The 24019-nt window shown below is 67.5% G+C and carries 26 protein-coding genes and 1 pseudogene; 15 read left to right on the forward strand and 12 right to left on the reverse strand.

From position 1 onward, the window contains the following. The first annotated feature begins 61 nt into the window (after positions 1-61). Positions 62-922, forward strand: coding sequence for a hypothetical protein (locus tag DIE11_RS24290; RefSeq protein WP_124627672.1), 861 nt, complete (start codon positions 62-64; stop codon positions 920-922). A gap of 109 nt (positions 923-1031) precedes the next feature. Here the strand turns inward: DIE11_RS24290 and DIE11_RS24295 are convergent, their stop codons facing one another. Both DIE11_RS24295 and DIE11_RS24300 read right to left on the reverse strand, forming a co-directional pair. Further along, positions 1032-1601 (reverse strand): hypothetical protein, encoded by a 570-nt coding sequence (locus tag DIE11_RS24295; protein WP_059685249.1) that lies wholly within the window; start codon positions 1599-1601, stop codon positions 1032-1034. 216 nt (positions 1602-1817) lie between these two features. Next, entirely contained in the window at positions 1818-2276 is a 459-nt protein-coding gene (locus DIE11_RS24300) for an Lrp/AsnC family transcriptional regulator (protein WP_006486309.1), read from the reverse strand. A 125-nt stretch (positions 2277-2401) separates the two neighbouring features. Between DIE11_RS24300 and DIE11_RS24305 the strand changes: the two genes are divergently transcribed. The 3 genes from DIE11_RS24305 (at position 2402) to surE (ending at position 4402) form a co-directional block, all read left to right on the forward strand. Then, positions 2402-3139: an AzlC family ABC transporter permease gene (locus DIE11_RS24305; protein ID WP_124627674.1), complete on the forward strand. Its 738-nt coding sequence runs from the start codon at positions 2402-2404 to the stop codon at positions 3137-3139. Next, entirely contained in the window at positions 3129-3431 is a 303-nt protein-coding gene (locus DIE11_RS24310) for an AzlD family protein (protein WP_409360400.1), read from the forward strand. The genes DIE11_RS24305 and DIE11_RS24310 overlap by 11 nt, the downstream gene beginning before the upstream one ends. A 191-nt stretch (positions 3432-3622) precedes the next feature. Continuing rightward, positions 3623-4402, forward strand: coding sequence for a 5'/3'-nucleotidase SurE (surE, locus tag DIE11_RS24315; RefSeq protein WP_124627676.1), 780 nt, complete (start codon positions 3623-3625; stop codon positions 4400-4402). A gap of 105 nt (positions 4403-4507) precedes the next feature. Here surE and DIE11_RS24320 read toward each other — a convergent pair whose 3' ends face one another. The 5 genes from DIE11_RS24320 to DIE11_RS24340 all read right to left on the reverse strand — a co-directional run bounded on the left by DIE11_RS24320 (position 4508) and on the right by DIE11_RS24340 (position 9283). Further along, on the reverse strand, positions 4508-5329 hold the full coding sequence (locus tag DIE11_RS24320) for an SDR family NAD(P)-dependent oxidoreductase (protein WP_124627678.1): 822 nt from the start codon (positions 5327-5329) through the stop codon (positions 4508-4510). 69 nt (positions 5330-5398) lie between these two features. After that, the gene (locus DIE11_RS24325) at positions 5399-5866 is read right to left on the reverse strand and encodes a cupin domain-containing protein (protein WP_124627681.1); all 468 of its coding nucleotides are present in this window, start codon (positions 5864-5866) and stop codon (positions 5399-5401) included. 140 nt (positions 5867-6006) lie between these two features. Further along, positions 6007-7359: a pyridoxal-dependent decarboxylase gene (locus DIE11_RS24330; protein ID WP_124627683.1), complete on the reverse strand. Its 1353-nt coding sequence runs from the start codon at positions 7357-7359 to the stop codon at positions 6007-6009. A 20-nt stretch (positions 7360-7379) separates the two neighbouring features. After that, entirely contained in the window at positions 7380-7679 is a 300-nt protein-coding gene (locus DIE11_RS24335; protein WP_059605012.1) for a helix-turn-helix transcriptional regulator, read from the reverse strand. Between the two features lie 125 nt (positions 7680-7804). Continuing rightward, complete coding sequence (locus tag DIE11_RS24340; RefSeq protein WP_124627685.1) at positions 7805-9283, reverse strand: PLP-dependent aminotransferase family protein; 1479 nt, start codon at positions 9281-9283, stop codon at positions 7805-7807. Between the two features lie 131 nt (positions 9284-9414). Here DIE11_RS24340 and DIE11_RS24345 point away from each other — a divergent pair, with 131 nt between their 5' ends. Beyond that, a complete protein-coding gene (locus DIE11_RS24345; protein WP_059685149.1) occupies positions 9415-9891 on the forward strand; it encodes a GNAT family N-acetyltransferase in 477 nt (158 codons plus the stop codon). A 23-nt stretch (positions 9892-9914) separates the two neighbouring features. Here the strand turns inward: DIE11_RS24345 and DIE11_RS37060 are convergent. Then, positions 9915-10004: pseudogene (locus DIE11_RS37060) on the reverse strand (class I SAM-dependent methyltransferase); the annotation flags it as partial. A 192-nt stretch (positions 10005-10196) separates the two neighbouring features. Here DIE11_RS37060 and DIE11_RS24355 point away from each other — a divergent pair. After that, positions 10197-11210 carry a hypothetical protein gene (locus DIE11_RS24355; RefSeq protein ID WP_124627688.1) on the forward strand — a complete coding sequence of 338 codons (1014 nt, stop codon included), beginning with the start codon at positions 10197-10199 and terminating at the stop codon, positions 11208-11210. A 230-nt stretch (positions 11211-11440) separates the two neighbouring features. Continuing rightward, positions 11441-12250: a TlpA disulfide reductase family protein gene (locus DIE11_RS24360; RefSeq protein ID WP_124627690.1), complete on the forward strand. Its 810-nt coding sequence runs from the start codon at positions 11441-11443 to the stop codon at positions 12248-12250. Between the two features lie 113 nt (positions 12251-12363). Here the strand turns inward: DIE11_RS24360 and DIE11_RS24365 are convergent, their stop codons facing one another. Further along, entirely contained in the window at positions 12364-12768 is a 405-nt protein-coding gene (locus tag DIE11_RS24365) for a hypothetical protein (RefSeq protein ID WP_059605000.1), read from the reverse strand. Between the two features lie 453 nt (positions 12769-13221). On the opposite strand from DIE11_RS24365, the gene DIE11_RS24370 reads away from it, so the two are divergent. Both DIE11_RS24370 and DIE11_RS24375 read left to right on the forward strand, forming a co-directional pair. Continuing rightward, complete coding sequence (locus DIE11_RS24370; protein ID WP_059604998.1) at positions 13222-13611, forward strand: fucose-binding lectin II; 390 nt, start codon at positions 13222-13224, stop codon at positions 13609-13611. 197 nt (positions 13612-13808) lie between these two features. Then, on the forward strand, positions 13809-14543 hold the full coding sequence (locus DIE11_RS24375; protein WP_124627693.1) for a fucose-binding lectin II: 735 nt from the start codon (positions 13809-13811) through the stop codon (positions 14541-14543). Here the strand turns inward: DIE11_RS24375 and DIE11_RS36535 are convergent. Further along, positions 14540-14755 carry a hypothetical protein gene (locus DIE11_RS36535; protein WP_185633815.1) on the reverse strand — a complete coding sequence of 72 codons (216 nt, stop codon included), beginning with the start codon at positions 14753-14755 and terminating at the stop codon, positions 14540-14542. The genes DIE11_RS24375 and DIE11_RS36535 overlap by 4 nt on opposite strands. A gap of 201 nt (positions 14756-14956) precedes the next feature. Here DIE11_RS36535 and DIE11_RS24385 point away from each other — a divergent pair, with 201 nt between their 5' ends. Further along, positions 14957-15832, forward strand: a complete 876-nt coding sequence (locus DIE11_RS24385; protein ID WP_124627697.1) for a mechanosensitive ion channel family protein — start codon at positions 14957-14959, stop codon at positions 15830-15832. 61 nt (positions 15833-15893) lie between these two features. Here the strand turns inward: DIE11_RS24385 and DIE11_RS24390 are convergent, their stop codons facing one another. Further along, positions 15894-17039: a branched-chain amino acid ABC transporter substrate-binding protein gene (locus DIE11_RS24390; protein WP_124627699.1), complete on the reverse strand. Its 1146-nt coding sequence runs from the start codon at positions 17037-17039 to the stop codon at positions 15894-15896. Between the two features lie 70 nt (positions 17040-17109). Continuing rightward, positions 17110-18147, reverse strand: a complete 1038-nt coding sequence (locus DIE11_RS24395) for a histone deacetylase family protein (RefSeq protein ID WP_124627815.1) — start codon at positions 18145-18147, stop codon at positions 17110-17112. Between the two features lie 126 nt (positions 18148-18273). Here DIE11_RS24395 and DIE11_RS24400 point away from each other — a divergent pair, with 126 nt between their 5' ends. The 5 genes from DIE11_RS24400 to dbpA all read left to right on the forward strand — a co-directional run bounded on the left by DIE11_RS24400 (position 18274) and on the right by dbpA (position 23324). Then, entirely contained in the window at positions 18274-18762 is a 489-nt protein-coding gene (locus tag DIE11_RS24400) for an Lrp/AsnC family transcriptional regulator (RefSeq protein WP_124627701.1), read from the forward strand. A 66-nt stretch (positions 18763-18828) separates the two neighbouring features. Continuing rightward, entirely contained in the window at positions 18829-19158 is a 330-nt protein-coding gene (locus DIE11_RS24405; RefSeq protein WP_124627703.1) for a hypothetical protein, read from the forward strand. Between the two features lie 503 nt (positions 19159-19661). Continuing rightward, on the forward strand, positions 19662-21323 hold the full coding sequence (mqo, locus tag DIE11_RS24410; protein ID WP_185633816.1) for a malate dehydrogenase (quinone): 1662 nt from the start codon (positions 19662-19664) through the stop codon (positions 21321-21323). Positions 21324-21732: 409 nt separating this feature from the next. Further along, positions 21733-21930: a hypothetical protein gene (locus DIE11_RS24415; protein WP_059604979.1), complete on the forward strand. Its 198-nt coding sequence runs from the start codon at positions 21733-21735 to the stop codon at positions 21928-21930. Beyond that, a complete protein-coding gene (dbpA, locus tag DIE11_RS24420) occupies positions 21927-23324 on the forward strand; it encodes an ATP-dependent RNA helicase DbpA (protein WP_124627707.1) in 1398 nt (465 codons plus the stop codon). The genes DIE11_RS24415 and dbpA overlap by 4 nt, the downstream gene beginning before the upstream one ends. The last annotated feature ends 695 nt before the right edge of the window (positions 23325-24019 follow it).

Raw genomic sequence — 24019 nt, forward strand, 5'->3', positions numbered from 1 at the left:
TGCCTGGCGACGGGCACGCACGCAAACGGTCGATGCCCGCTCTTTCCCGAAGACCCTCCACATGCGTCGCATGACTGTCCAGCCGATTGCCCGTCGCGTCGCATCGATCGCCGCCCTCGCGTGTGTCGCGCTCGGCGGCGCGGCGTCCGCCGAGACGCTGCGCACGGCTTCCGATATCGCCGGCGCGTCCCTGGTTCCGCTCGGCGCGCTGCCGCACTCGCCGGAGAACGGCACGCTCGACGCGTTCTGTGCGCAATATCGTGCGAAGACCGCAACCGCGGCCGGCCGCGACGTAGCGAAGCTCGGCTGGATCGTGACGTCGGAAGCGCCGCTCGGCCGCTACACGGTCGTCACGTTCGCGAGCGGTTTCAAGCCGGGCACAAGCGCGATCTGTTACGCGCGCAACGCAAATGTCGGCGTCTTCGACGGCACGACGCTCGTCGCGCTCGGCTATACGGCACGCTCGGCCGGCTGGCAGCTCGGCTCGGTCGAGTTGCTGGAAAGCGGCGCGCTGCTCGTCTGGGGTGGCGATGGCCCGTCGGCGCCCGTCGGCGAGTTGCGCGAAGCGCATGGCGGCTTGCGGCTGACCGCGGTCGCCGCCGAACGCACGTACTGCCACGGCCGTGCAGTCGTGCCCAACGTGTACGGCAAGCCACTCGACGCGGCGCGCAGGATCCTGATCTCGCGTGGCTGGCAGCCGTTGCGTCCGCGCGAGAAGCCGGACCCGCTGGACGGCGCGGCCACGCTCGCGAAGCACGGGATCATCGAAGCCGAAGCGTGCTCGGGCACCGGCATGGGGTATTGCGCGCTGCGGTATCGGAGCGCGGCCGGCGTGCTCGGTGTGACGACGGCCGGCGGCGAGCCGGACACGCCGTCGGCGAATACCGTGATCGATTATCAGGTGGCTTGCAGGAAACAGTGATCGGCGCGGTGGCGTTCGCTTGATTCATCGCTCCCGGGCGCCCGTCGCTCGGGCGGCCCGCGCGTCACCACCGTTGTTCAAAACCCGGACGATGCCGCGTCAGCAATCGTCAGCGATTCGCGCCGAGCGCCACGCGCAGCCGCTCCATCAGCCGCGTGTAGTGCCGCACCACATCGGCCTTGTCCGTCACGTTCGCGGTCGAGAACCGCTCGGACCATGCGGCCTTCCACTCATACGTGCCGTGCACGCTGCGGTCGCCGTCCGGCGACTGGATCAGCGAGCGAATCCGCGCGTCGCGCCCCGGCCCCGTATGCATCTCGAACAACGCGTGGATGAACGTGTGATACGCGTCGTACACGTCGTCGTCGAACAGGTAGCGGTAGATGTGAAATGTGCGGTCGAGTTCGCGCTTCGCGCGGATCACGTCGTCCGGCGAGATGTCTTTCCAGTAGCCGATCCACGTGTAGAAGCACAGCAGCGCATTGAGCTGCGGCGCGACCGTGTCGTACAGCGTGAGCCGCTTCTCGATCAGCCGCTGGTTGGTCCACTGCACGAGCTCGAGCCGCTTCAGCCGACGCGCGACGAGCCAGCCGAGACACGCGACCGACAACGGCGTCAGCACGCCGAGCACGAGCTTGACGATTTCCAGCGAATTCCACGGATTGTTGAATGGCTGCATGAATGACCCGACAAGAAAGACGCACCGCCCGGCGGATCGCATCGCGCTGCGCGCGTATTCGTCGATCGCTTCGCGGTTGACCGTTAGTTGCTTGCGCATCGAAGTCGCACCGTGATGCTGCCGGCGCGCGGCGAGGCGGCTCGTCCCCCAGTGTATCGGCCAAATGTCACCGGCCGGTGACGATTCGCCGGGTCGTCGTCAAGCGCCCGTGCCGCGTCACGTCGGCAGCGCCGACGTGAGCTTGACCTTCTGCATCGGAATGTCGGTCTTCACGCTGAGCACGCCCGGGATGCGCGTCAGGTATTCCATCTGGAAGCGCCGGTAGTCGTCGATGTCGGCCGCCACCACGCGCAGCAGGAAATCGCAGTCGCCGGCCATCAGGTGGCATTCGACCACTTCCGGCATCTGCTGGACGGCCTCCGCGAAGCGGTTCACGGATTCGGCGTCCTGTCCCTTCAGCCACACGCGCGTGAAGATCGTCAGCCCCTTGCCGACCTTCGCCGGGTTCAGCACGGCCACGTATTTCTCGATCACGCCCGCTTCCTCGAGCAGCCGCACGCGCCGCAGGCACGGCGACGGCGACAGCCCGACCTCGTGCGCGAGTTCCACGTTCTGCATGCGGCCGTCGCGTTGCAGCGCGCTCAGGATCCGCCGGTCGATAGCGTCAAGCTTCATTGGCATCAAATTCCAAAAAAATCGCAAATCACTCGCTCAATGCCAAATTCTCAAGAATATCGATCCGCAACGCAACCCGATTCGAGTCAAAAAAGCAGACAATCCTCCTCCCCGTAGGAGGAGTAATGAGCAGTAGCGTTTCAACGTCGTCCGGGCTTCGCGACAAGCCCGCCTATGTCGCCGAGATGGGCCGCGGATTGCGCGCGGCGCTGCCCGTCATGCTGGGTTTTGTGCCGTTCGCGCTGGTGCTCGGCGCGCAGGCCGCGCAAAAAGGGCTGAGCCTGTTCGAGGTCCCGATGATGACGGGCCTGAATTTCGGCGGCGGCTCCGAATTCGCGGCGATCCATCTGTGGACGTCGCCGCCACACATTGCGCTGATCGTCGCGATGTCGTTCCTCGTGAATTCGCGCCACATCCTGATGGGCGCGGCGTTCGCGCCGTACATCCGGCGCCTGCCGCGCCGCCGCGCGTTCGCCGCGCTGTTCTTCATGTGCGACGAAAGCTGGGCGATGTCGCTCGCCGACGCGCGTTCGCGCTCCGCCACGCACATCAGCGTTCCCTATTACGCGGGCGTGTGCGCCGGGCTGTACCTGACGTGGATCTCGATGACGACGCTCGGCGCGGCGGTCGGCCCGACGATCGGCAACGTCGAGCAGTACGGCTTCGACATGGCGTTCACGGCCGTGTTTCTGGTGCTGCTGCGCGGGATGTGGAAAGGCATGCGCGCGAGCCGTCCGTGGCTCGTGAGCCTCGTCGTCGCGGCCGCCACGCACCTGGCCGTGCCCGGCGCGTGGTACGTCCCGGCCGGCGCGTGCGCGGGGCTGATCGCCGCGCTGCTGTGGGAGCCGCGCGATGCTGCCTGATTTCGCGACGGTCGCGACCATCGTGCTGATGGCGTCGACGACCTACCTGTCGCGCGTGCTCGGCTACGTGCTGCTGCGCAACCGCACGCTGAGCCCGAGGATGGCGTCGGTGATGGAGAACGTGCCCGGTTGCGTGCTGATCTCGGTGATCGCGCCGGCCTTCGTGTCGACGCGCCCGGCCGATCTGCTCGCACTCGCCGTCACGCTGATCGCGGCGACCCGCCTGTCGATCCTGCCGACCGTCATCATCGGGGTCGTATCGGCCGGCCTGCTGCGGCATCTGCTCGGATAATCGGCCAACGCGGTTCCGAGCGCCGCGCGGGCGGCACCTCGAACCGGAAAACGGGCGCCATGCGCCCGTTTTTGCATCCGTGCGCCGGCCGCGGCGCTGCCTGACACGGCACGCGTCACGACGGGATGCTAGCCTTGCGGCTGTACCCGCGATGCCTTCCCCCTCATTGCCTGCCTGCGAGGATCATCCCGATGCAAGAAACCCGCCCGCTGTTCGACCGCGTCCTGCTCACCAACGACGACGGAATCGACGCCCCCGGCCTTGAAGTGCTCGAACAGGTCGCCAAGCAACTGGCACGTGAAGTCTGGATCGTCGCCCCGGCGGAAGACCAGAGCGGCACGTCGCATTCGTTGAGCCTGCACGAACCGCTGCGCGTGCATCGCAAGGGCGAGCGCCGCTTCGCCGTGCGCGGCACGCCGGGCGATTGCGTCGCGATCGCGGTCAGCCACCTGATGAAGGACGCGCGGCCCGACGTCGTGCTGTCCGGCGTGAATCGCGGCGCGAACCTCGGCACCGAAACGGTGTTCTCGGGCACCGTCGGCGCCGCGATGACGAGCATGCTGGTCGGCGTGCCGGCGATCGCGCTGAGCCAGGCCTTCCGCGACCGCAACGCGGTGCCGTGGCATACGGCGCTCACGCATGCACCGGACGTGATTCGCCGGCTGGTCGCGGCCGGCTGGGACAGCGACGCGTGCCTCAACGTGAATTTCCCGGCGCGGCCGGCCGACGACGTGCGCGGCTTGAAGGTGACGAACCAGGGCACCGGCACGCTGCAGGGCGTCGAAATCGTATCGGGGCGCGATCCGCGCGACATCGAATACCACTGGCTGAAACTGGCGCGCGCACCGCGCGACGACGATGCGGATTCGGAAACGGTCGCGCTCGACGAAGGTTATATCGCGGTCACGCCGCTGAAATTCGAACGCACGCACGACCAGGCGCTCGCGCGGCTGCGCTCGAGCCTCGGCTGACCTCGGCGGTGATACCGGCTGGCGGATTCGCCGCCGGCGCGCCTCACCCCGGCACAACGCCGCCCCGCCGCCTCACCGCACCGGCCGCATCACCTGTCCCCCGGGTCAGGTCAGGTTCAATCCACCGTCGAGCATCACGATCTCGCCCGTCACGTAATCGGACGCGACGAGCATCGCGACCGTCTGCGCGACATCGTCCGGCGTCGCCGCGCGGCGCATCGGCGCGTGCTCGCGCCAGAGCTGCTGCGCGGCGGTCCAGTCGGCGGTCAGCGGCGTATCGACGAGCCCCGGCGCCACCGCATTGACGCGAATCGCCGGCGCGAGCGTGCGCGCCAGCAAGCGCGTCGTGTGATTGAGCGCGGCCTTCGCCGCCGCGTACGGAATCGATGCGCCCTTCGGCCGCACGCCCGCATGCGAGCTGACGTTGATCACGCACCCGGCGCGCCCGCTCGACGCCGCTTCGAGCAGCGCGGGCTGCGCTTCGGCGACGAGCCGGAACGGCGCGATCACGTTGATTTCGTGCATCTCGTGCCACACGTCGGGCGTCGCGGCGGCGAGATCGTCGTGCGGAATCACGCGGCTGACGCCCGCGTTGTTGACCAGCACGTCGAGGCGGCCGTGCACCGCCACCGCGTCGCGGATCAGCCGCACGCGCTGCGCATCGTCGGCGAGATCCGCCTGCACGTAGGCCGCGCCGAGTTCGCGCGCCATCGCGCGACCGGTTGCAGCGGAATTGCGCGAATGCAGGATCACTGCATAACCGTCCGCCGCCAGCCGTCGCGCGATGGCCGCGCCGATCCCCGACGTCGATCCGGTGACGAGCGCGACGGGCCGCTGCACGCGCGACGCGCGCGGCTCGGTGACGGTTTCGGTTTCAGGTTCCGTTTCGGAGATGGGGGCATTCATCGGCGGATGCGGCGCGTCCATGGCGTGGAATCCTGTCAGTGGCGTTCCCGCATCATAAGCATGACGACGGCCGATGCGGATGCGTGGCGTCTACGGCCGTTTCGGCAGCTCGACGAAATCCTCGAGCTCGCCGGCGATGTACAGCCGCTTGCCGATTCTCGGGTATTCGCAGACGTCGTGTTCGAGGCGCTGGCCGAGGATGAACAGTTCCAGCGGCACGTCACCGGTGTTCTGCAACGCGTGTGCATCGCCGCCGCGCGGAAAGCCGAGAAAGTCGCCCGGCCCGATTTCGCACGTGCGTTCGCCGATCGTGACCGTGCCGGTGCCGGACAGCACGTACACGCATTCTTCCTCGTACAGGTGGCGGTGATACTCGGCCGATTCGTGGCCGGGCATCAGCGTGAGCAGGTGCGCGCCGATTTGCGTGAGGCCGGTCAGGTCGCTGAGCTGTCGTTTGAGGCGAACGGCGTTGGGATTGAGCGAATGCACCGCGCGGGTCGGTTCCATTTTCGCGATGTCGGCGGCTTTCAGCAGTTCCCGGGGAGGTGTCGTGGACATGGGGATCTCGTCAGCGTCAATGCAGCGGTTGAACGCGCCGCCCGGGCGGGCGCGGCGAGCATGCCGCGCTATTGTCCGACATTTTCACGCGGACGAGATCACCGGCATGCGCGTCGTCTACCGCGACCTGGCGACGCCGATCAGCCCGCGTGCACGCCGCGCAGCTTCGTCAGCAACGCGATGAGGCGATCGATGTGTTCGTCCTCCGTGCGCCACGACGACACGCTGATCCGGAACGCCGGCCGCCCCTGCCACACCGTCTGCCCGAACCATACGTCGCCCGAATCCTGCGCGGCCTGCAGGATCGCGATCGTCTCGTCGTCGGTGCCGGCGCGCACGAGCACCTGATTCAGCACGACGCGGTTCAGCACGTCGTAGCCGGCCGCGCGCAGACCGTCGGCGACGCGCTGGGCTTGCGCGCAATGCCGTTCGACCAGCGTCGCCACGCCGGCGCGGCCGAGCGCGCGCAGCGCGGCCCACACCGGAATGCCGCGCGCCCGCCGCGAGAACTCGAGGTTGAGGTTCTTCTGCGCGTCCTGCGCGCCGCTCAGGTAAACGGCATCGCTGTTCATCGCGGTCGCGAGCGCGGCCGCGTCGCGGCAGATGACCATCGCGCCGTCGTACGGCGTGTTGAGCCACTTGTGGCCGTCGGTGGTCCAGCTGTCCGCGCCGTCGATGCCGTTGGTCAGCGCGCGCTTCGACGACGCGCGCGCCCACAGCCCGAACGCACCATCCACGTGCACCCACGCGCCGGCGGCCTTCGCGCGCGGAATCAGCGTCGCAAACGGATCGAACTCGCCGGTGTTCACTTCGCCGGCCTGCACGCAGAGGATCGTCATGTCGTCGAGCGGCGGCAATTGCGCGGGATCGATGCGGCCGTGCGGGTCGACCGGCGCGACGATCAGGCGCTTCATCCCGAAGCCGAGCACCCGCAGCGCCTTCTTCACCGTGATGTGCGCAAGCTCGGAGAGCACGACCTTCACCTCGGGCGCGCCGATCAGGCCTTCTTCGTCGACGTCCCAGCCCTTGCGCGCGAGCAGCGCACGCCGCGCGGCAACCAGCGCAACCAGCGTGCAGGCCGTCGCGCTCGTGCCGAAGCCGACCGCGCTGTCTTCGGGCAGCCCGAGCACGTCGACGACCCAGCGCGCGGCCTGCCGCTCGATCGTCGCGGCCACCGGCGAATTCGCGAACGACGACGCGCACTGGTCCCACGCAAGCATCAGTCGCTCGGCCGCCGCCGCGGCCGGCAGCGTCGCGCCGATCACGAAGCCGAAGTAGTTCGGGCCGTTCGATGCGACGGTCGCAGGCGTGCCGCGCTCGTCGAGCAGGCGCAGCACGTCGTCCGCCGGGTAGCCCGTATCGGGCAGCGGTTCGTCGAAGGCCGCAAGTCCGGCGAGCGCGGCCGCATCGGGATAGGCGCGCCGTTCGCCGGTCGCGGCCAGATACGCGTGCGCGCGCCGGTCGGCGTCGGCCAGCAGGGCGGGTTCATCCATGTCGTTTGCCTCTGTGAAGATCAGAGTTGCAGGAGATCGCGGCCCAACTGATGCAGCGCATCGTCGATCCGCTTGTAGTACGTGAACTTGCCGACGCGCGTCGCCCGCACGAGCCCGGCATCCGCGAGGATGCGCATGTGGCGCGTGGTCGTCGCCGGCGCGATGCCGAGCTTCTCGGTGATGTACGTGCAGCACACGCCGAGCTCGTCGAAGTCGCCATGCGGCTGCGGCGGGAAATGCTTGCGCGGCTGCTTGAGCCAGCGCATCACGGCCAGACGGCTTTCGTTGGCCAGTGCACTGATGCGGGTGACGTCGTCCATGGTTCGGCCTCGTTTAACGTTTCGAATATTAGCTAAATGACGAAACGTGGGCAACTGCTTCCGGGATTTCCGCGTTCGCTGTCGCGCTCGAAGCCGGGTCGCCCGCTACCGCGCCGCATCCGACGTCACCGCCCGGCAAGCGCGCGGTCGATCATCTCGCCGATCCGCCGCGCGAGCGCGTCCATCCGCTCGGCCGGCACGCCGCCGTAGCCGAGCACGAGCCCGTTGTAGCCGTGCGCCGTGCCCGGCAGGCAGAACGACGACAGCGGCCGCAGGATCAGCCCGTGCGCCTGCGCGACGCGGCTCAGCGCCGTGTCCGCCACCGGCACGTCGAGCCGCGCCGACAGATGCATGCCGCCCGCGCCGCCCGACACCGTCAGCCGTGTGCTCAATCGCCGCGCCAGCGCATCGTGCAGCGCGTCGCGCCGTTCGGCATACACGCGGCGCATGCGCCGCAGATGCCGCGTGAAATGCCCGGCCTCGATGAAATCCGCGAGCGCGCGCTGCTCGACCGCGCGGCCCTGCAACATCAGCGCGCCCGCCGCGTCGCGCAGCGGCTGCGCAAGCACGGGCGGCACGACCATGAAGCCGAGCCGCAACGCGGGAAACATCACCTTGCTGAAGGTGCCGAGGTAGATCACCGGCGCATCGTCCGCGAGCCCCTGCACGGCCGCGTGCGGCGTGCCGTGGTGGCGAAACTCGCTGTCGTAGTCGTCCTCGACGATCCATGCGCCGGCCGCGCGCGCCTGCGCGACGAGCGCGAGCCGCCGTTCGAGGCTCATCACCGCACCGAGCGGATACTGGTGCGACGGCGTGATGTAGACGAGCTTCGGCGGACGATCGCGCCAGTCGTCCGGATGCGGCGCCAGCCCCTGCGCATCGACGCCGATCGGCTCGACGCGCAGGTCGGCCGCGAGAAACGCGTTGCGCGCACCGTGGTAGCCGGGGTTCTCGATCCATGCGACGTCGCCCGCGTCCGCCAGCGCGCGGGCGCACAGGTCGAGCGCGCCCTGCGTGCCGTCGGTGACGATCACCTGCGCGGCGTCGCAACGCACGCCGCGCGATGCGCGCAAATAACCGGCGATCGCGTCGCGCAGCACCGCGTCGCCTTCCACGGACTGATAGCCGAGCTGCGCCGGCCCCGCCGTGCGCCATGCGCGTTCGACGCAGCGCCGCCACTGCGCGAGCGGGAATTCGTCGACGGCCGGCACGCCCGGCATGAACGGCAGCGATTCGTCGAGGCCGCTCGTCGCGCGCTCGGCCTGCGCGACGCGCCGCGACAGCATCGCCGCATCGCCGGCGGGCGCCGCAGCGGCGATCCGCGACCCGCACAAACCCATCCGGGCGACCACCGTGCCCTGCCGCGTGCCGGTCACGAAACCTTCCGACGCGAGCCGCTCGTACGCGTACAGCACCGAGTTGCGCGCGATGCCGAGTTCGTCGGCCAGCGCGCGCGAGGCGGCAAGCCGCGCGCCTTCGGCGATCCGGCCGCTCAGGATCGCGTCGCGCAGACACGCGTACAGCCGCTGCTGCTGCGACATCCGCGCGGCAGCGTGCGGCCCCGCCTCGCGCTCGAAGGTCGACAGCAGCACCGCGTAATCCATCGTGGCTCCAGAATGTGGGAATGTCATGGGTCTACACATGGTGCCACGAACTTTCTATCGTGGATGTCCGTTCTCGTTTCCGGCCGCGCCGGCAACGCTTCATTTCATCCATCCTCGAAAGGTTCGCGACCATGAACGCTACCAACACCGGCCTGATCGTCCGCCCCGTGCGGGAAGACGATCTCGACAACTGGCTGCCGCTGTGGGACGGCTACAACCGCTTCTACGGCCGCTTCGGCGACACCGCGCTGCCGCGCGAGATCACGCAGCTCACGTGGTCGCGCTTCTTCGACGGCTACGAGCCCGTGCATGCGCGTGTCGCGGAACGCGACGGCCGGCTCGTCGGGCTCGTGCATTTCCTGTATCACCGGAGCACGACGCTGATCGGGCCAACCTGCTATCTGCAGGATCTTTTCACGCTCGAGAGCGAACGCGGCAAGGGCGTGGGCCGCGCGTTGATCGAAGCCGTGTACGACGCCGCGCAGGCGCAACGCGCCGAACGCGTGTACTGGCAAACGCACGAGACGAATCACACCGCGATGCGGCTCTACGACACCGTCGCGGAAAAAACCGGATTCGTGATCTACCGGAAGGTCTTGCCACGTTGATCATGCCGCACGCGGCGGCGGCTTCACGCCAGCGGCCGCGCCTTGATCCACAGGAACAGCGGCACGCGCGACCACTGCTTCAGCGTGTCCGGGTCGACGCGGTCACGCGGCGGCAGCGATCAGCACGCGAAATGCTTCGACAACCCGTCGCGCGCCGCAACCGATTTCCAGAGCGTGGCCGCCGCCGCGTTCGGTTTCCGTTTCCGGCGGCGGCGTTCTACAGTTACGAGAGACGACACGCGGCGCCGCCCACTTTCTCGTTCGGTTCGCGTGCGCCGATACGCACCCGAATCCGAGGAATGTCCATGCCGAGTATCGTCGCCGGTCCCGCCCATCTTCCGCCGAGCCCCGTCGCCGCCGAAACGCGCATGGTGCACGACATCGCCACGCTGCAACCGTCGGACTATCGTTCGGCCGACGGTGCATCGTGGGTCATCGCCACCCTCACGCCGGCCCCGGACAGCGGCGACAACGTGACCGGCACGACCTACTTCGATACCGCGAAACAGCAAACCGTCGCGGTGCCCGACGCGCGCCGGCGTTATGCGAACCGCGGCACCTGGCAGGTCGTCGCGAGTTCGAGCCCGTCGGTGCCCGCCACCGGCCGCTACGACTGGCTGACGCTCGCATGGCTGCCGATCAACCGGCGGCCGCTGCCGCAAACGCCCGAGCATCTGTATTCGCCATTCATTCACGGCGGCACGATCGTCTACCGGTGGAATCCGGCCGCGCAAGGCGGCGAGCAATTCGGCAACGTGCGGATGATCTTTCCGGAGTGGCAGGAGCAGGTGGCGGACGTGCTGCGCGGCGCGCCCGGCGCCGTCGCACAGGCAGCGGCCGCCGCGTCCGCATCGGCGCTCGATCGCGTGAAGCAGGACGGCAACCCGATGGCCGCCGTGCTCGACTTCGGCGCCGCGCTGCATGAGGAACCGGCCGACCGGATCGCTGCACGCCTGCCGGCATTGCTGCGCGCGAACGACCTGCACGAAGTATCGGCGATCGTGTTCCAGTGCATCGCCGCATCGCGCGAAGCGGACCGGCCGCGCTTCGTCGAAGCGATCAGCGGGTCGATCTTCTCGATCGACGACAGCGCGCGCCTGCTCGCGATCGCCTACGGCGCGTTCGCGGCCGGCAGGGCGAAGCCGCGTCCGTTCAGCGATGCCGCGCAGGCCGCGCGTATCAACGACGTGTTCGCGGCATTGAAGCAGCGGACGTCGACACTCGGCGTGCCGGTCGGTCAGGGTTCGCCGTGGTACGAGTTCTTCACCGCGTACCGGCTCGGCGGCGCGTCGCCTGGCTCCGGCGGAAACAGGCAGTAATTGCCGGTGCTGCGCGATCGTCAGTCGACCTGATGCTTCGAGACGCTTCGACGAAAGCAACGTCATCCTGAATGCTGGTACTCGGCATGCAATTCGCGGGCGCAGGGCGATGCATGTCGCGAGTGCGCAACGGGAACCCGCGTGCGTCGCGCAGGGTCGAAACGCCACATGACCGGCAACGGTGTCACCCTCACCGGTCGATCCACGATCCCCGCACCCCTTTTCTTCCCATGTTGAGCATCGGTCCCTTCTCGATCCGCGTCGTCGCGGTAGCCGCCGCCGCGCTGCTGGCGTGGCTCGTCGCCCGCTTCATCCAGCGCCGCCCGCCCGACGGCCAGCACAAGACCGCGTCGAGCCTGATCCTCGACGTGCTGCTGCTCGGGCTGGTCGCCGCACGCATCGGCTACGTCGTGCAGTGGTGGCGCGAATACGCAGCGACGCCACGGTCCATCATCGCGCTCGGCGACGGCGGCTTCGACTGGCGCATCGGCGTCGCCGCCGCGCTCGTGTTCGCCGTGTGGCGGCTGCGTCGCCTGCCCGCCCTTCGCCGCCCGGTGGCAGCCGGCATCGTCGCGGGTCTCGCCGCATGGGGTATCGCTCAAGGCACGCTCGCGACGCTGCAGCGCACCGCGCCGCCGTTCGCCGCGATGCAGCTCGAAGCGCTCGATTCGACGCCCGTGCTGCCGCAACGCTTTGCCGGCAAGCCGGTCGTCGTGAACCTGTGGGCAACGTGGTGCGCGCCTTGCAGGCGCGAGATGCCGATCCTCGAACAAGCGCAGCGCGAGCATCCCGGCATCACGGTGCTGATGCTCAACCAGGGGGAAAACGCGCAGGCGGTGCGCGCGTTCCTCGAACAGCAGGGGCTACGCTTCGACAACGTGCTGCTCGATCCGCCGTTGCGTGCGATGCATGCGTACGGGTCGCACGGGCTGCCCACGACGCTGTTCTTCGATGCGAAGGGCGAACTCGTCGAATCGCACATGGGCGAGATCACCGCCGCGCGGTTGAAGGACGCCGTGGCGCAACGCTTCGGTCAGTGATCCCGTCGGCAGCCTGCGCGAGGCCATGATCGATCGTCGATGGCAGCGCGTTCCCGCTGCCGCGGCTGACCCGCCCCACGACATGTCGATACGCCGACAGCCGCCCGCCACGCTTATGGCCTCGACAACACCATCACGCGCCCCGACACGCGCTGAAGCTTCAACCAGCCCGTATCGGCCGTGAACCGAAGCTGCTGCAACGGAAAATCGAATCCCGCCCTCTGCGCGGCGCTGACCACCGCGTCGGCGATCCAGCGGATCAGTTCCTTTCCTTCGTCGGTCGTCTGGTGACCGTTCTGGACGCCGTAGAAATAGCGATTCCCTGCGTTGACCTCGTTCTGCAGTTGCATCCAGTGCCCCGGAAGGCCCGGCAGGGTTCTGAACAGGTCCGCCACGCGCTGCGTCGTCAGGCCGCGCGCCCACAACGCGCCATTCACCGCGGGCCGCGCCAGGTTGTGACGGTCTGCGTCCTGAGCCTGCCCCTTGATCTCGCCTTTCAGAATATCGGGTTTCGTCATCGCACTGTCCTCTTAAGGGCCCGGCAAGCGGGCCAATTGAATAAAAGCCGCCGAATATCGAGCGCGCGCGCTCCGTGCACGATACCTCTAATCTCGAAATTAATCGCCTGTCAGGTGTATCAGGCGAGCGCATCGCAACATCGAAGGAATAAATCAGCCCGCTCCGACAGGCACCGAAGCCCGATCCTCCGGCGATTCCGGCCCGCGCACCCATTCATTGTTCAAATAAGCGTGACGCGCGGCGATATCATTTCGCGGATATTCAGAATCGTATTCGATTAAATGATCATCATTAAATCAAACTGTTTCGATCTCCGATTTTCTGGACAATTTCCATTCCCGGCCGAATATTTTTTTATTTATTTTTCGCCATGCTGGCCGCGTCGCGTTTGAAACGGCAAACGTTTGCGCGACGCACAAAACGCCTTATCCACCGACCTTCAGGAGGCAAGCATGGCCGACTCTCAAACGTCCTCGAATCGCGCCGGCGAGTTTTCGATTCCGCCGAACACCGACTTCCGCGCGATTTTCTTCGCGAATGCCGCCGAGCAGCAGCACATCAAGCTGTTCATCGGTGACAGCAAGGAACCCGCCGCCTATCACAAGCTGACCACGCGCGACGGCCCGCGCGAAGCCACGCTGAATTCCGGCAACGGCAAGCTCCGCTTCGAAGTGACGGTGAACGGCAAGCCGTCGGCCACCGACGCCCGCCTCGCGCCGATCAACGGCAAGAAATCGGACGGCTCGCCGTTCACGGTCAACTTCGGAATCGTCGTGTCGGAAGACGGTCACGACAGCGACTACAACGACGGCATCGTCGTGCTGCAATGGCCGATCGGCTGACGGACCAACGCTGACGAAGATTCGCGGCGCGGCATGTCCGGCGCGCCGCTTTCCGGATCGCAATGACGGCGGAGCCCACCGCGCATTGCGATCCGTGCGGGCCGCCATCGGTTGCCCGCGCGCTGCGCCACGCGCGACACGGCGAAATCCGATCGCCGGCCGCGTCACGCAAGACAATCCATCAAAACGAGGACGACATGACACAACCCTTTACCCACGACGACCTGTATGCGCTTCTGCAGCTCGCCGGCAACGACGCAACCGCCGTACAGGCGAACGGCGACCAGGCGGTGCTCGACCGGATGCGTCAGTTCATGACCGCGCAGCTCGTGGAAAAATTGCCGCAATACGACGTGTTCGTCGACATCGCGACCATCCCGTACAGCTTCGACGTCGGCAGCTGGCAGAACAAGGTGAAGGCCGACGCGGCGGGCCAGGTGATCGCGTGCACGGTGACGTGGGCCGGCGCGCCCGGTGTACTGCCCGGCGCGGCGGCGAAATTCGGCGTCGGCGCGGTCGTCAATTACTTCTCGAAGGCGACGCCGCAACCCGCGCAGCCGGAACCCACGACGACCGGCGGCGGCGAGCGCGACGGCATCTTCAACCTGCCGCCGAACATCGCGTTCGGCGTGACGGCGCTGGTCAATTCGGCCGCGCAGCAGACGATCGAAGTCTATGTCGACGACAACCCGAAGCCGGCCGCGACGTTCCAGGGCGCCGGCACGCAGGACGCGAACCTGAACACGCAGATCGTGAACTCGGGCAAGGGGAAGGTGCGCGTGGTCGTGATGGCGAACGGCAAGCCGTCGAAGATCGGCTCGCGCCAGGTCGACATCTTCAAGAAAACCTACTTCGGGCTGGTCGGCTCGGAAGACGGCACGGACGGCGACTACAACGACGGCATCGCGATCCTGAACTGGCCGCTGGGCTAAGCAGCGCGATCCTGTCGATCTTCGCCACGCCGTCCGGCGTGGCGACCGCATCGACGCTGCCCGACGGCGCGGGCAGCACGGCCGCATTCGCCGCCTGCGGCCGGCATCGCGAACCGTGCGTCTGCGAGCGGCGCACGGTCGAGGTCGAGGTCGAGGTCGAGGTCGAGGTCGAGGTCGAGGTCGAGGTCGAGGTCGTAGCACGGGCATCCCACGAGCCCGTTTCCGCGGAAAACCACACCGCCGCAACGCGCTGGCCGCGAAACCGGAGATCGCGTGCCGTCACCCATGCGTTCGCGCGAAAACCCGCATGGCGTGTACAGTCGAGGGCTGCCGACGCGCGAGCGCATGCCCGTCCGACCATGACGGACGCAAGCGCCCGTCGCGCGCTTGCCCGCTCAACCCGGAATCCCGTCATGTTTCTCGATCATCTTCATCCCGAAGGCTGGACCTTCCTGTGGAACGCGTTGTCCACACTCTCGCTCAGGCTCTGCGCCGCCCTCGCGCTGCTCGTCGCGGGCTGGTGGCTGTCGAAACGCATCGGCCGCTGGCTGAACCGGCTGCTCGCGAACAAGGAGCGCGTCGACGACACGCTGCGGCCGATCCTCTGCGACGTCGCCGTGTGGGGCATCCGCATCGTCGCGATCGTCGGCGCGCTGTCGCAGCTCGGCATCGAAACCGCGAGCGTCGTCGCGGTGCTCGGCGCGGCCGGCCTCGCGATCGGGCTCGCGTTGCAGGGCACGATGCAGAACATTGCGGCCGGCATCATGCTGTTGCTGCTGCGGCCATTCAAGGTGGGCGACTTCATCGACGGCGGCTCGAGCGTCGCCGGGACGGTGGACGAGGTCGGGCTCTTCATGACGCGGCTGACGAAGCCGGACGGCATCTGCGAATACGTGCCGAACAGCGCGCTGTGGGGCAGCGCGATCCGCAACTACACGCGCAATCCGACGCGCCGTCTCGATCTCGAAGTGGAAGTGTCCGTGCACGACGACATCGATCGCGCACTCGACGCGCTGCGTGCGCTGGCCGAGGCCGACCCCGACGTCCTGCAGGATCCCGCACCGGACGTGATGGTGATGCGTTTCGACGACAGCACGGCGATCGCGAACATGCGCGTGTGGACGCACACCGACATGTTCTGGGCGCTGCGCTGGCGCCTCGCGCGCCAGGTGCGCAAGACGCTTGCCGATGCGGACTGCGTACTGCCCATCCGCACGCGCGAACTGCACATCGTGCACGACGCCGAACAGCAGCGCCGGGCCGACCCGCGCCGCGTGCAGGCATCGTGACGCGCGTCGCGACGCAACCGGGCGCGCGACCGCGCAAGCCGCGCCGTGCGCCCCACCCGCGTCACATCCGGACGATATCGAGCAGCGCCTTCTTGCCGCTCTTGTACGTGAACACCGAGATCGCGCCATGCTTCAAATCGCCTTGCGGCGTGAAGCTCGTTTCGCCGATCACACCACGATAATCGGTCGCCGGCATGGCGGCGAGCACCTTCGCCGGATCCGTCGAGTTCGCGCGCTTCATCGCGTCGACGATGATGTACACCGCGTCGTACGAGAACGGCGCATACACCTGCATCGGCTGGTGATAGCGCGCGTCGTAACGCTTCACGAACGCCGCGCCGCCCGGCATCTTCTCGAGCGCGATACCGGCTTCCGAGCACACGACGTTGTCCGATGCCGTGCCCGCGAGCTTCGGCAGGTCGGTCGAGCACACGCCATCGCCGGCGAGGATCCTGGCGCGAATGCCGAGCTGGCGCGCCTGCTTCGCGAGCGGGCCGCCGGTTGCATCCATCCCGCCGTACATGATCGCGTCGGGGTTCTCGCCCTTGATCTTCGTGAGGATCGCGCGGAAGTCGATCGCCTTGTCGTTGGTCGCGTCGCGCGAGATGACCTTCATCCCGGCCGACTTCGCCGCCTTCTCGAACTCGGTCGCCAGGCCCTGCCCGTAGGCGGTCGAATCGTCGACCACGGCCACCGTCCTGATGCCCATGTTCTTCGCCGCATACATCGCCAGCGCGGGCCCCTGCTGCGCATCGGTCGCGACCACGCGATAGGTCGTCTTGAAGCCCTGCTGCGTGTATGTCGGGTTGGTCGCGGCCTGCGAGATCTGCACGACGCCGCCATCGCGATAGACGCGCGACGCCGGGATCGACGTGCCCGAGTTGTGATGGCCGACGACGCCGACCACCTTGTCGTCGACGAGCCGCTGCGCGACCTGCGTCGCGGTGCGCGGGTCGCCTGCGTCGTCCTGCGCGTCGAGCTGCAGCGTGACCTTCCTGCCGCCGATCACGAGCCCCTTCGCGTTGATCTCCTCGACGGCGAGCCGCGCACCGTTCTCGCTGTCCTTGCCGAGGTGCGCGATCGCGCCGGTCAGCGGCGCGACGTGCCCGATGCGCACGACGTCGTCCGCGTGCGCGGACAACGCAGGCAATGCGCACGCCAGCGCGGCCGCGGTCGCGCATGCCGTTTTCTTCCGATGTCGATTCATGTTCGTCTCCTTCCTTGTCGCTCTTGGTTCGTGATCAGGACCGTCGTTGATTGCAGGCGAAGCGATGCGGTCACGCGCGCCCTTCGAAGCCGAGCAGCACGTTCACCGCGTTGATACCGATTTCCTCGACCATGTAGCCGCCCTCCATCACGAACAGCGTCGGCAGGTTCAGGCGCGCGAGCGCTTCGCCGATCCGCAGGTAGTCGGGCGAGCGCAGCTTGAAATGGCTGATCGGATCGTGCTCGAACGTATCGACGCCGAGCGACACGACGAGCAGGTCGGGTGCGTGCTTCGCGATTGCGGCGGCGGCCTGGCCGAGCGCCGTCGCATAGGTGTCCCACTGCGTGCCCTTCGACAGCGGCAGGTTCAGGTTGAAGCCTTCGCCCGCGCCCGCGCCGCGCTCGTCCGCGTAGCCGGAGAAGTACGGGTACGACACGGCCGGCTCGCCGTGCAGCGACGCGAACAGCACGTCCGAACGCGCGTAGAAGATGTCCTGCGTGCCGTTGCCGTGGTGGAAGTCGACGTCGAGCACGGCGACGCGCGCGGCACCGCTCGCGATGCCGTGCTGCGCGGCGATCGCCGCGTTGTTCAGGTAGCAGTAGCCGCCCATGTACTCGCGGCCCGCATGGTGGCCGGGCGGGCGGCACAGCGCGAACGCCGCGCGCGCACCGCCGTTCGACAGCAGGTCGGTGCCGGTGAGCGCCGAGTTCGCGCTCGCGCTCACCGCGTCCCACGTGCCGGCGTTGATCGGTGCCCCGGCATCCATCGCGAAGAAGCCGAGCTTGCCGTCGATGAAGTCGGGCAGCGTCGCGGCCGACGGCATCGCGCGCACCGGCCATACGAGCGGCAGCGCCTGGCAGGTGCGGCCGGTCGCGGTCCATTCGTCCCATGCGCCGGCGAGGAAGTCGACATAGCGCGCGCTGTGCGCGCCGGCATAGCACGCGCGGTCGAACGCGCGCGGCGCGATCACGTCACCGAGACCGGACGCGCGGACCTGCGCGAGCACCGTCTCGGCGCGAAGGGGGTTCTCGAACGAATCGGTGATCGCGCCGTCCTTCAGTTCGACGCCGCGATGCAGATGGTGATCGCTGCTGTAGACCGTGAGCATGGTTGACCGTTGCATTGAACGCTTCAAGGGGATGGCAACAGTCTATTGACGCCGGCTGGCAATAACTTTGCTTTTCACCTCCCCGTTTCATACAATTTTGAGAAAACCGCCTACGGAGATCCTGGAATGAGCAAAAATCGCGCTTCGGTGGAACTGGACGGCGTCGATCGCGCGATGCTCCGCCTGCTGCAGGAAGACGGCGCGCTCTCCAACGCGACGCTCGGCGAACGGCTGTCGCTGAGCGTTACGCCTTGCTGGCGGCGGCGCAAGCGGCTCGAGGACGAAGGCGTGATCACCGGCTACCAGGCGAACCTGGACCGCCGCGCGCTCGGGATGAACGTGTTCGCGTTCGTGCAGGTCACGTTCAACATGCATTCGGACCAGGATTCGGACCACTTCGAGGACGTGATGCGGCGTCACGACGAAGTGACGTCGTGCCACAAGATCACCGGCGCGGCCGACTACATCCTGCAGGTCGTCGCCGCCGATCTGGACGCGTATGCGGAATTCGTCGAACGCGTGCTGAGGAAGCAGGCTGGCGTGTCGTCGATCCAGTCGAGCCTCGCGCTGCGCGAGGTCAAGTTCTCGTCGCGCGTGCCGGTGCCGGATGCGTGATCGAATCGTTCAAGCGCCCGTTCGCGGGCATCCACCGTCGAACCTCATCCCATGGAGCGCTACCGTATGAAGCATTTCATTTCTTCCGCGTCGATCGCCGCGATGATCGCCTGCGCGTTTGCATTGGCCGCGTGCGCGAACGAGCCGGTTTATCCTCTCCCGCCCGATGTCGCCGGCCACGACACACAGGCCTCGCAAACGGCGCAAACCGCCCAGGCCGCGCCGCCGGTCGTCGGCGGCGATCGCGACGCGCACGGCTGCATCGGCTCGGCCGGCTACGCATGGTGCGAGCGAACGCAGCAATGCGAGCGTCCGTGGGAACTCGCGAAGGCGCAAGGCTTCGCGAATTCGGCGCTGGGGTACGACCAGTTCTGCCGGAGCGGTTCGTCCAAGTGATGAAGTGATCGGAACCGGATCGCGGTGCAACGCCGCGGTCCGGATGCAGTATCGATATCGCGCGCGTCGCGCCCCGTCCGTTCCCGCCATTTTTCCGGTTCCGCGCACCGTCATTCCGGAAACCCGGACACGCAAGAAACCCCACGAAAACAAGGATATTCCGCGCGTGCGACACGGGAATCGAGTTCGGTTATATTACGCGCCCCTTGCCATCCCGCCCCCGCGGAACGCATGGTGCGCGGCCTCTTTCGACGCAGCCTGAAGCGCCGTCCGGCGAGGCCTGCAGCACGGGCTTGCGCACGCGTGGCGCGAACGTGAAGCATGCGATTGCGTGAGCGCATGAAGCCGATCCGAAGGTGTCCTTCGCAACGGCTTCGCGTGCGCAAATGCAACGGCGAACGCGGCCGGTCCGGAGTTCCGGATTCGCGGTCCGGATATCCGGATGCGCGGGCCGAACGCGAATCCGCATCGGCCGGGCGGCATGGCAAACCGATGCATCCAAGTTGAAGAAGGGATCTGCTGTGATCAAAACGTTACGGGTAATACTGTCGGCGCTCGCGCTGTGCGTCGCCGCGTCGTCCGCGCACGCGGCCGATACGAAGAAGGTCGACGTCCTGCTGGTGGGCGGCGGCATCATGAGCTCGACGCTCGGCGTGTGGCTGCACGAGCTTCAGCCCGACTGGTCGATGACGATGGTCGAACGCCTCGACGGCGTCGCGCTGGAAAGCTCGAACGGCTGGAACAACGCGGGCACCGGCCACTCGGCGCTTGCGGAGCTGAACTACACGCCGGAGAAGGCGGACGGCAAGATCGACATCTCCAAGGCCATCGAGATCAACGAGTCGTTCCAGATCTCGCGCCAGTTCTGGGCGTGGCAGGTCAAGCAGGGCGTGCTGAAGAATCCGCACTCGTTCATCAACTCGACGCCGCACATGAGCTTCGTGTGGGGCGACGACAACGTCCGCTTCCTGAAGAAGCGCTACGACGCGCTGCAGGCGAGCCCGCTGTTCCGCGGCATGCAGTATTCGGAAGACTACGACCAGATCAAGCAGTGGGTGCCGCTGATGATGGAAGGCCGCGACCGCAAGCAGAAGGTCGCCGCGACGTGGACGCCGATCGGCACCGACGTGAACTTCGGCGAGATCACGCGCCAGTTCGTCGGCTACCTGAAGACGCAGCCGAACTTCACGCTGTCGCTGTCGAGCGAAGTGCGCGAGATCACGCGCAACGCCGACGGCACGTGGCACGTGTCGTGGGTGAAGCTGCATTCGGATGAACCGCCGCAGGCCGTCGACGCGAAGTTCGTGTTCATCGGCGCGGGCGGCGGTGCGCTGCACCTGCTGCAGGCGTCGGGCATCCCCGAGGCGAAGGACTACGGCGCGTTCCCGGTCGGCGGCTCGTTCCTCGTGACCGACAACCCCGAGGTCGTGAAGCGCCACCTCGCGAAGGCGTATGGCAAGGCGTCGGTCGGCTCGCCGCCGATGTCGGTGCCGCACCTCGACACGCGCATCATCGACGGCAAGAAGATCATCCTGTTCGGGCCGTTCGCGACGTTCTCGACCAAGTTCCTGAAGAACGGCTCGTACTTCGACCTCGCGAAGAGCACCAATCTGCACAACGTCGCGCCGATGATGCGCGTGGGCGTCGACGAATTCCCGCTCGTCCAGTATCTCGCGGGCCAGCTGATGCTGTCCGACGACGACCGCTTCAACGCGCTGAAGGAATATTTCCCGGACGCGAAGAAGGAAGACTGGCGCCTGTGGCAGGCCGGCCAGCGCGTGCAGATCATCAAGCGCGACCCGAAGAAGGGCGGCGTGCTGAAGCTCGGCACCGAGATCGTCAGCTCGCAGGACGACAGCATCGCGGGCCTGCTCGGCGCATCGCCGGGCGCGTCGACGGCCGCGCCGATCATGCTGAACCTGATGCAGAAGGTGTTCAAGGACAAGGTCGCGACGCCCGAATGGCAGCAGAAGATCCGCCAGATCGTGCCGAGCTACGGCACGAAGCTGAACGACAGCCCGGCGAAAGTTGTCGAGGAATGGACCTACACGAGCGACGTGCTGCAGCTCTCGCCGCCGCCGAAGATCGACCTGACGGCGCCGTCGCAGGCGACGGGAACCACCCCGGCGCGCCCCGCAAAGGCAGCGGCCGACATGGCGCTGTAACGCGTCCGGGTGCCGCGCGGCACCGCAGGGCACCGTTGCGCCGCACGACACGGCCGCCCTCCGGGGCGGCCGTTTTTCGTCATGGCGGCGATCGGGGCCTGTTTTCCGGAAACAGCGGGCGCTGAATGCGCGCTGTCCTTGCAGGCATCGCCCGCAGCCGGTCGCCCGCAGCCGGTCGCCCGCAACCGGTCGCCCGCAACCGGCCCCTCGCAGCCGATCGTCCGCATTCGCCTCCTCGCTTCCGCTAGAATTGCGGCACGCGCGACCCCGTCGCCGCCCGATCCATCATCCGCATCGACGCAATCTAAGCGACGCCCGATGCGGCCCGCGCCCGAGCCGCGCGAGCGCCGCCCGCCGTTGCCGCGCCCGCCCGGGCGCCACATCAACCGAATTCAGTTGGAGAAAGACCTTGTTTACCTGCCGAAACCAGAGCTGCGGCACGCAGTGGGAACAGTCCGACGTCGTCATCAAGGACGAAGGCCAGGGGCTGCTGTTCCGCTGCCCGCTGTGCGGCGCGCGCAACTACCTCGAACGTTTCGAAGATGACGAAGGCAACGTCGTCTACGAACAGATGGAAGGCCGCCCCTACCTCGGAGACGTGGAATGACCCAGCCGACCGCCACGCCGTTCAGCGCACTGCCGCTGACGCCCGCCTCGCTCGCGAACCTCGCGCAGCTCGGCTATGTCGACATGACGCCGATCCAGGCCGCGAGCCTGCCGATCGCGCTGGCCGGCCAGGACCTCATCGCGCAGGCGAAGACGGGCAGCGGCAAGACCGCCGCGTTCTCGCTCGCGCTGCTGGCGCGCCTCGACGCGCGCCGCTTCGACGTGCAGGCGATGATCCTGTGCCCGACGCGCGAGCTCGCCGACCAGGTCGCGCAGGAAGTGCGCCGCCTCGCGCGCGCCGAAGAAAACGTGAAGGTGCTGACGCTGTGCGGCGGCACGCCGATGCGGCCGCAGGCGCAGAGCCTCGAGCATGGCGCGCATATCGTCGTCGGCACGCCGGGCCGCATCATGGATCACCTCGACCGCGGCAACCTGAAGCTCGACGCGCTGAACACGCTCGTGCTCGACGAAGCCGACCGGATGCTCGACATGGGCTTCTTCGACGACATCGCGAAGGTCACGCGGATGTGCCCGACGACGCGCCAGACGCTGCTGTTCTCGGCGACCTATCCGGACGGCATCGCGAAGCTGAGCCAGCAGTTCCTGCGCAATCCGAAGGAAGTGAAGCTCGAGGAGCGCCACGACGACAGCAAGATCCGCCAGCGCTTCTATGAAGTGACCGAGAACGAGCGGCTGCACGCGGTCGGCCAGTTGCTGAATCACTACCGGCCGGTGAGCACGATCGCGTTCTGCAACACCAAGCAGCAATGCCGCGACCTGCTCGACGTGCTGCACGCACAGGGCTTCCACGCGCTCGCGCTGCACGGCGAGCTCGAACAGCGCGAACGCGACCAGGTGCTGATCCAGTTCGCGAACCGCAGCTGCTCGGTGCTGGTCGCGACCGACGTCGCCGCGCGCGGGCTCGACATCGCGCAGCTGGAGGCGGTGATCAACGTCGACGTGACGCCCGACCCCGAAGTGCACGTGCACCGCATCGGCCGCACCGGCCGCGCGGACCAGGCAGGCTGGGCGCTGAGCCTCGCCAGCATGGACGAGATGGGGCGCGTCGGCGCGATCGAGCAGGCGCAAAAGCGCGAAGTCGAATGGCATCCGCTCGCGGAACTGAAGCCGGCCGGCAACGACACGCTGCTGCCGCCGATGGAAACGCTGCAGATCCTCGGCGGCCGCAAGGACAAGATCCGGCCGGGCGACGTGCTCGGCGCGCTGACCGGCGACGCGGGGTTCGACGGCAAGCAGATCGGCAAGATCAACGTGACCGAGTTCTCGACCTACGTCGCGATCGAGCGCGGCGTCGCGCACGACGCGCTGCGCAAGCTCAATGCGGGGAAGATCAAGGGCAAGCGCGTCAAGGTCCGGTTGATGGACGAGGAATGACGGCGTGATGCCGGCGCGGGCCGCAACGCTTACGCGGCGCGCCCGCCCAGCATCGCCAGAAACTGCTGCACCGCTCCCCATTCCCCGCCGATCCGGCAGAGCGCGACGAGTTCGTGCGCCCGGCACGTTGCCCGCGAGTTTCCGGTATACGATGTTCGGCGCCGCGATCCGGCTGAGCGGCGCCGGCACCAGCGCCACGCCGAGGCCGGCCCCCGCCAGCGCCAGCACGGACAGCGTGCTGCTCACCTTGTGCACGATACGCGGCGCCCGGCCGAGCACCCGCCGCAGGATCGCCAGCTGCCCTTCGTCGTCACCGTCGGCCGCATAAAAAATGAACGGTTCGTCCGCCAACGCCGCTTCGCGAGCGGCTGCCGGTCGCGCCTCCTTCCCGGCTCGGTTGCGTGCCGTCCGCCGCGCCAGCTTCGTATCGAAAACAGCCACGCCTGGCCTCGAAGCGAGCGCGCATCGCCGACTGTCGACGCACGAATATCGAGATTTTTATCAAAAGATCAGCAGGGTTCGTCGCGCGCAGACCGGACTCGCTTGACCAAATCATCAAATCGGCCTGATTCCAGGTTGCTTGTGCGTCGCACCATACCAAATACCTGCCGCGCCCTTCATACCGCCAAACCAGGAATGTCGGGATTTTTGCAGCGCACACATTCCCGTTGCAGCCCGTTCCTGGCACTGCCCTT

Origin of the sequence: Burkholderia sp. Bp9012, from assembly GCF_003853825.1 — a bacterium.
Taxonomy (GTDB): domain Bacteria; phylum Pseudomonadota; class Gammaproteobacteria; order Burkholderiales; family Burkholderiaceae; genus Burkholderia; species Burkholderia diffusa.

What these genes read in the sequence shown, in the direction of transcription:
- DIE11_RS24295 (WP_059685249.1), bottom strand. Translation starts at nt 1,601, where the DNA reads ATGCAGCCATTCAACAATCCGTGGAATTCGCTGGAAATCGTCAAGCTC.
- DIE11_RS24290 (WP_124627672.1), top strand. Translation starts at nt 62, where the DNA reads ATGCGTCGCATGACTGTCCAGCCGATTGCCCGTCGCGTCGCATCGATC.
- DIE11_RS24390 (WP_124627699.1), bottom strand. Translation starts at nt 17,039, where the DNA reads ATGAATCGACATCGGAAGAAAACGGCATGCGCGACCGCGGCCGCGCTG.
- DIE11_RS24405 (WP_124627703.1), top strand. Translation starts at nt 18,829, where the DNA reads ATGAAGCATTTCATTTCTTCCGCGTCGATCGCCGCGATGATCGCCTGC.
- DIE11_RS24340 (WP_124627685.1), bottom strand. Translation starts at nt 9,283, where the DNA reads ATGGATTACGCGGTGCTGCTGTCGACCTTCGAGCGCGAGGCGGGGCCG.
- DIE11_RS24360 (WP_124627690.1), top strand. Translation starts at nt 11,441, where the DNA reads ATGTTGAGCATCGGTCCCTTCTCGATCCGCGTCGTCGCGGTAGCCGCC.
- DIE11_RS24385 (WP_124627697.1), top strand. Translation starts at nt 14,957, where the DNA reads ATGTTTCTCGATCATCTTCATCCCGAAGGCTGGACCTTCCTGTGGAAC.
- DIE11_RS24345 (WP_059685149.1), top strand. Translation starts at nt 9,415, where the DNA reads ATGAACGCTACCAACACCGGCCTGATCGTCCGCCCCGTGCGGGAAGAC.
- surE (WP_124627676.1), top strand. Translation starts at nt 3,623, where the DNA reads ATGCAAGAAACCCGCCCGCTGTTCGACCGCGTCCTGCTCACCAACGAC.
- DIE11_RS24395 (WP_124627815.1), bottom strand. Translation starts at nt 18,147, where the DNA reads ATGCTCACGGTCTACAGCAGCGATCACCATCTGCATCGCGGCGTCGAA.
- DIE11_RS24305 (WP_124627674.1), top strand. Translation starts at nt 2,402, where the DNA reads ATGAGCAGTAGCGTTTCAACGTCGTCCGGGCTTCGCGACAAGCCCGCC.
- DIE11_RS24400 (WP_124627701.1), top strand. Translation starts at nt 18,274, where the DNA reads ATGAGCAAAAATCGCGCTTCGGTGGAACTGGACGGCGTCGATCGCGCG.
- DIE11_RS24365 (WP_059605000.1), bottom strand. Translation starts at nt 12,768, where the DNA reads ATGACGAAACCCGATATTCTGAAAGGCGAGATCAAGGGGCAGGCTCAG.
- DIE11_RS24325 (WP_124627681.1), bottom strand. Translation starts at nt 5,866, where the DNA reads ATGTCCACGACACCTCCCCGGGAACTGCTGAAAGCCGCCGACATCGCG.
- dbpA (WP_124627707.1), top strand. Translation starts at nt 21,927, where the DNA reads ATGACCCAGCCGACCGCCACGCCGTTCAGCGCACTGCCGCTGACGCCC.
- DIE11_RS24320 (WP_124627678.1), bottom strand. Translation starts at nt 5,329, where the DNA reads ATGGACGCGCCGCATCCGCCGATGAATGCCCCCATCTCCGAAACGGAA.
- DIE11_RS24300 (WP_006486309.1), bottom strand. Translation starts at nt 2,276, where the DNA reads ATGAAGCTTGACGCTATCGACCGGCGGATCCTGAGCGCGCTGCAACGC.
- DIE11_RS24310 (WP_409360400.1), top strand. Translation starts at nt 3,129, where the DNA reads ATGCTGCCTGATTTCGCGACGGTCGCGACCATCGTGCTGATGGCGTCG.
- DIE11_RS24355 (WP_124627688.1), top strand. Translation starts at nt 10,197, where the DNA reads ATGCCGAGTATCGTCGCCGGTCCCGCCCATCTTCCGCCGAGCCCCGTC.
- DIE11_RS24330 (WP_124627683.1), bottom strand. Translation starts at nt 7,359, where the DNA reads ATGGATGAACCCGCCCTGCTGGCCGACGCCGACCGGCGCGCGCACGCG.
- DIE11_RS24335 (WP_059605012.1), bottom strand. Translation starts at nt 7,679, where the DNA reads ATGGACGACGTCACCCGCATCAGTGCACTGGCCAACGAAAGCCGTCTG.
- DIE11_RS24375 (WP_124627693.1), top strand. Translation starts at nt 13,809, where the DNA reads ATGACACAACCCTTTACCCACGACGACCTGTATGCGCTTCTGCAGCTC.
- DIE11_RS24370 (WP_059604998.1), top strand. Translation starts at nt 13,222, where the DNA reads ATGGCCGACTCTCAAACGTCCTCGAATCGCGCCGGCGAGTTTTCGATT.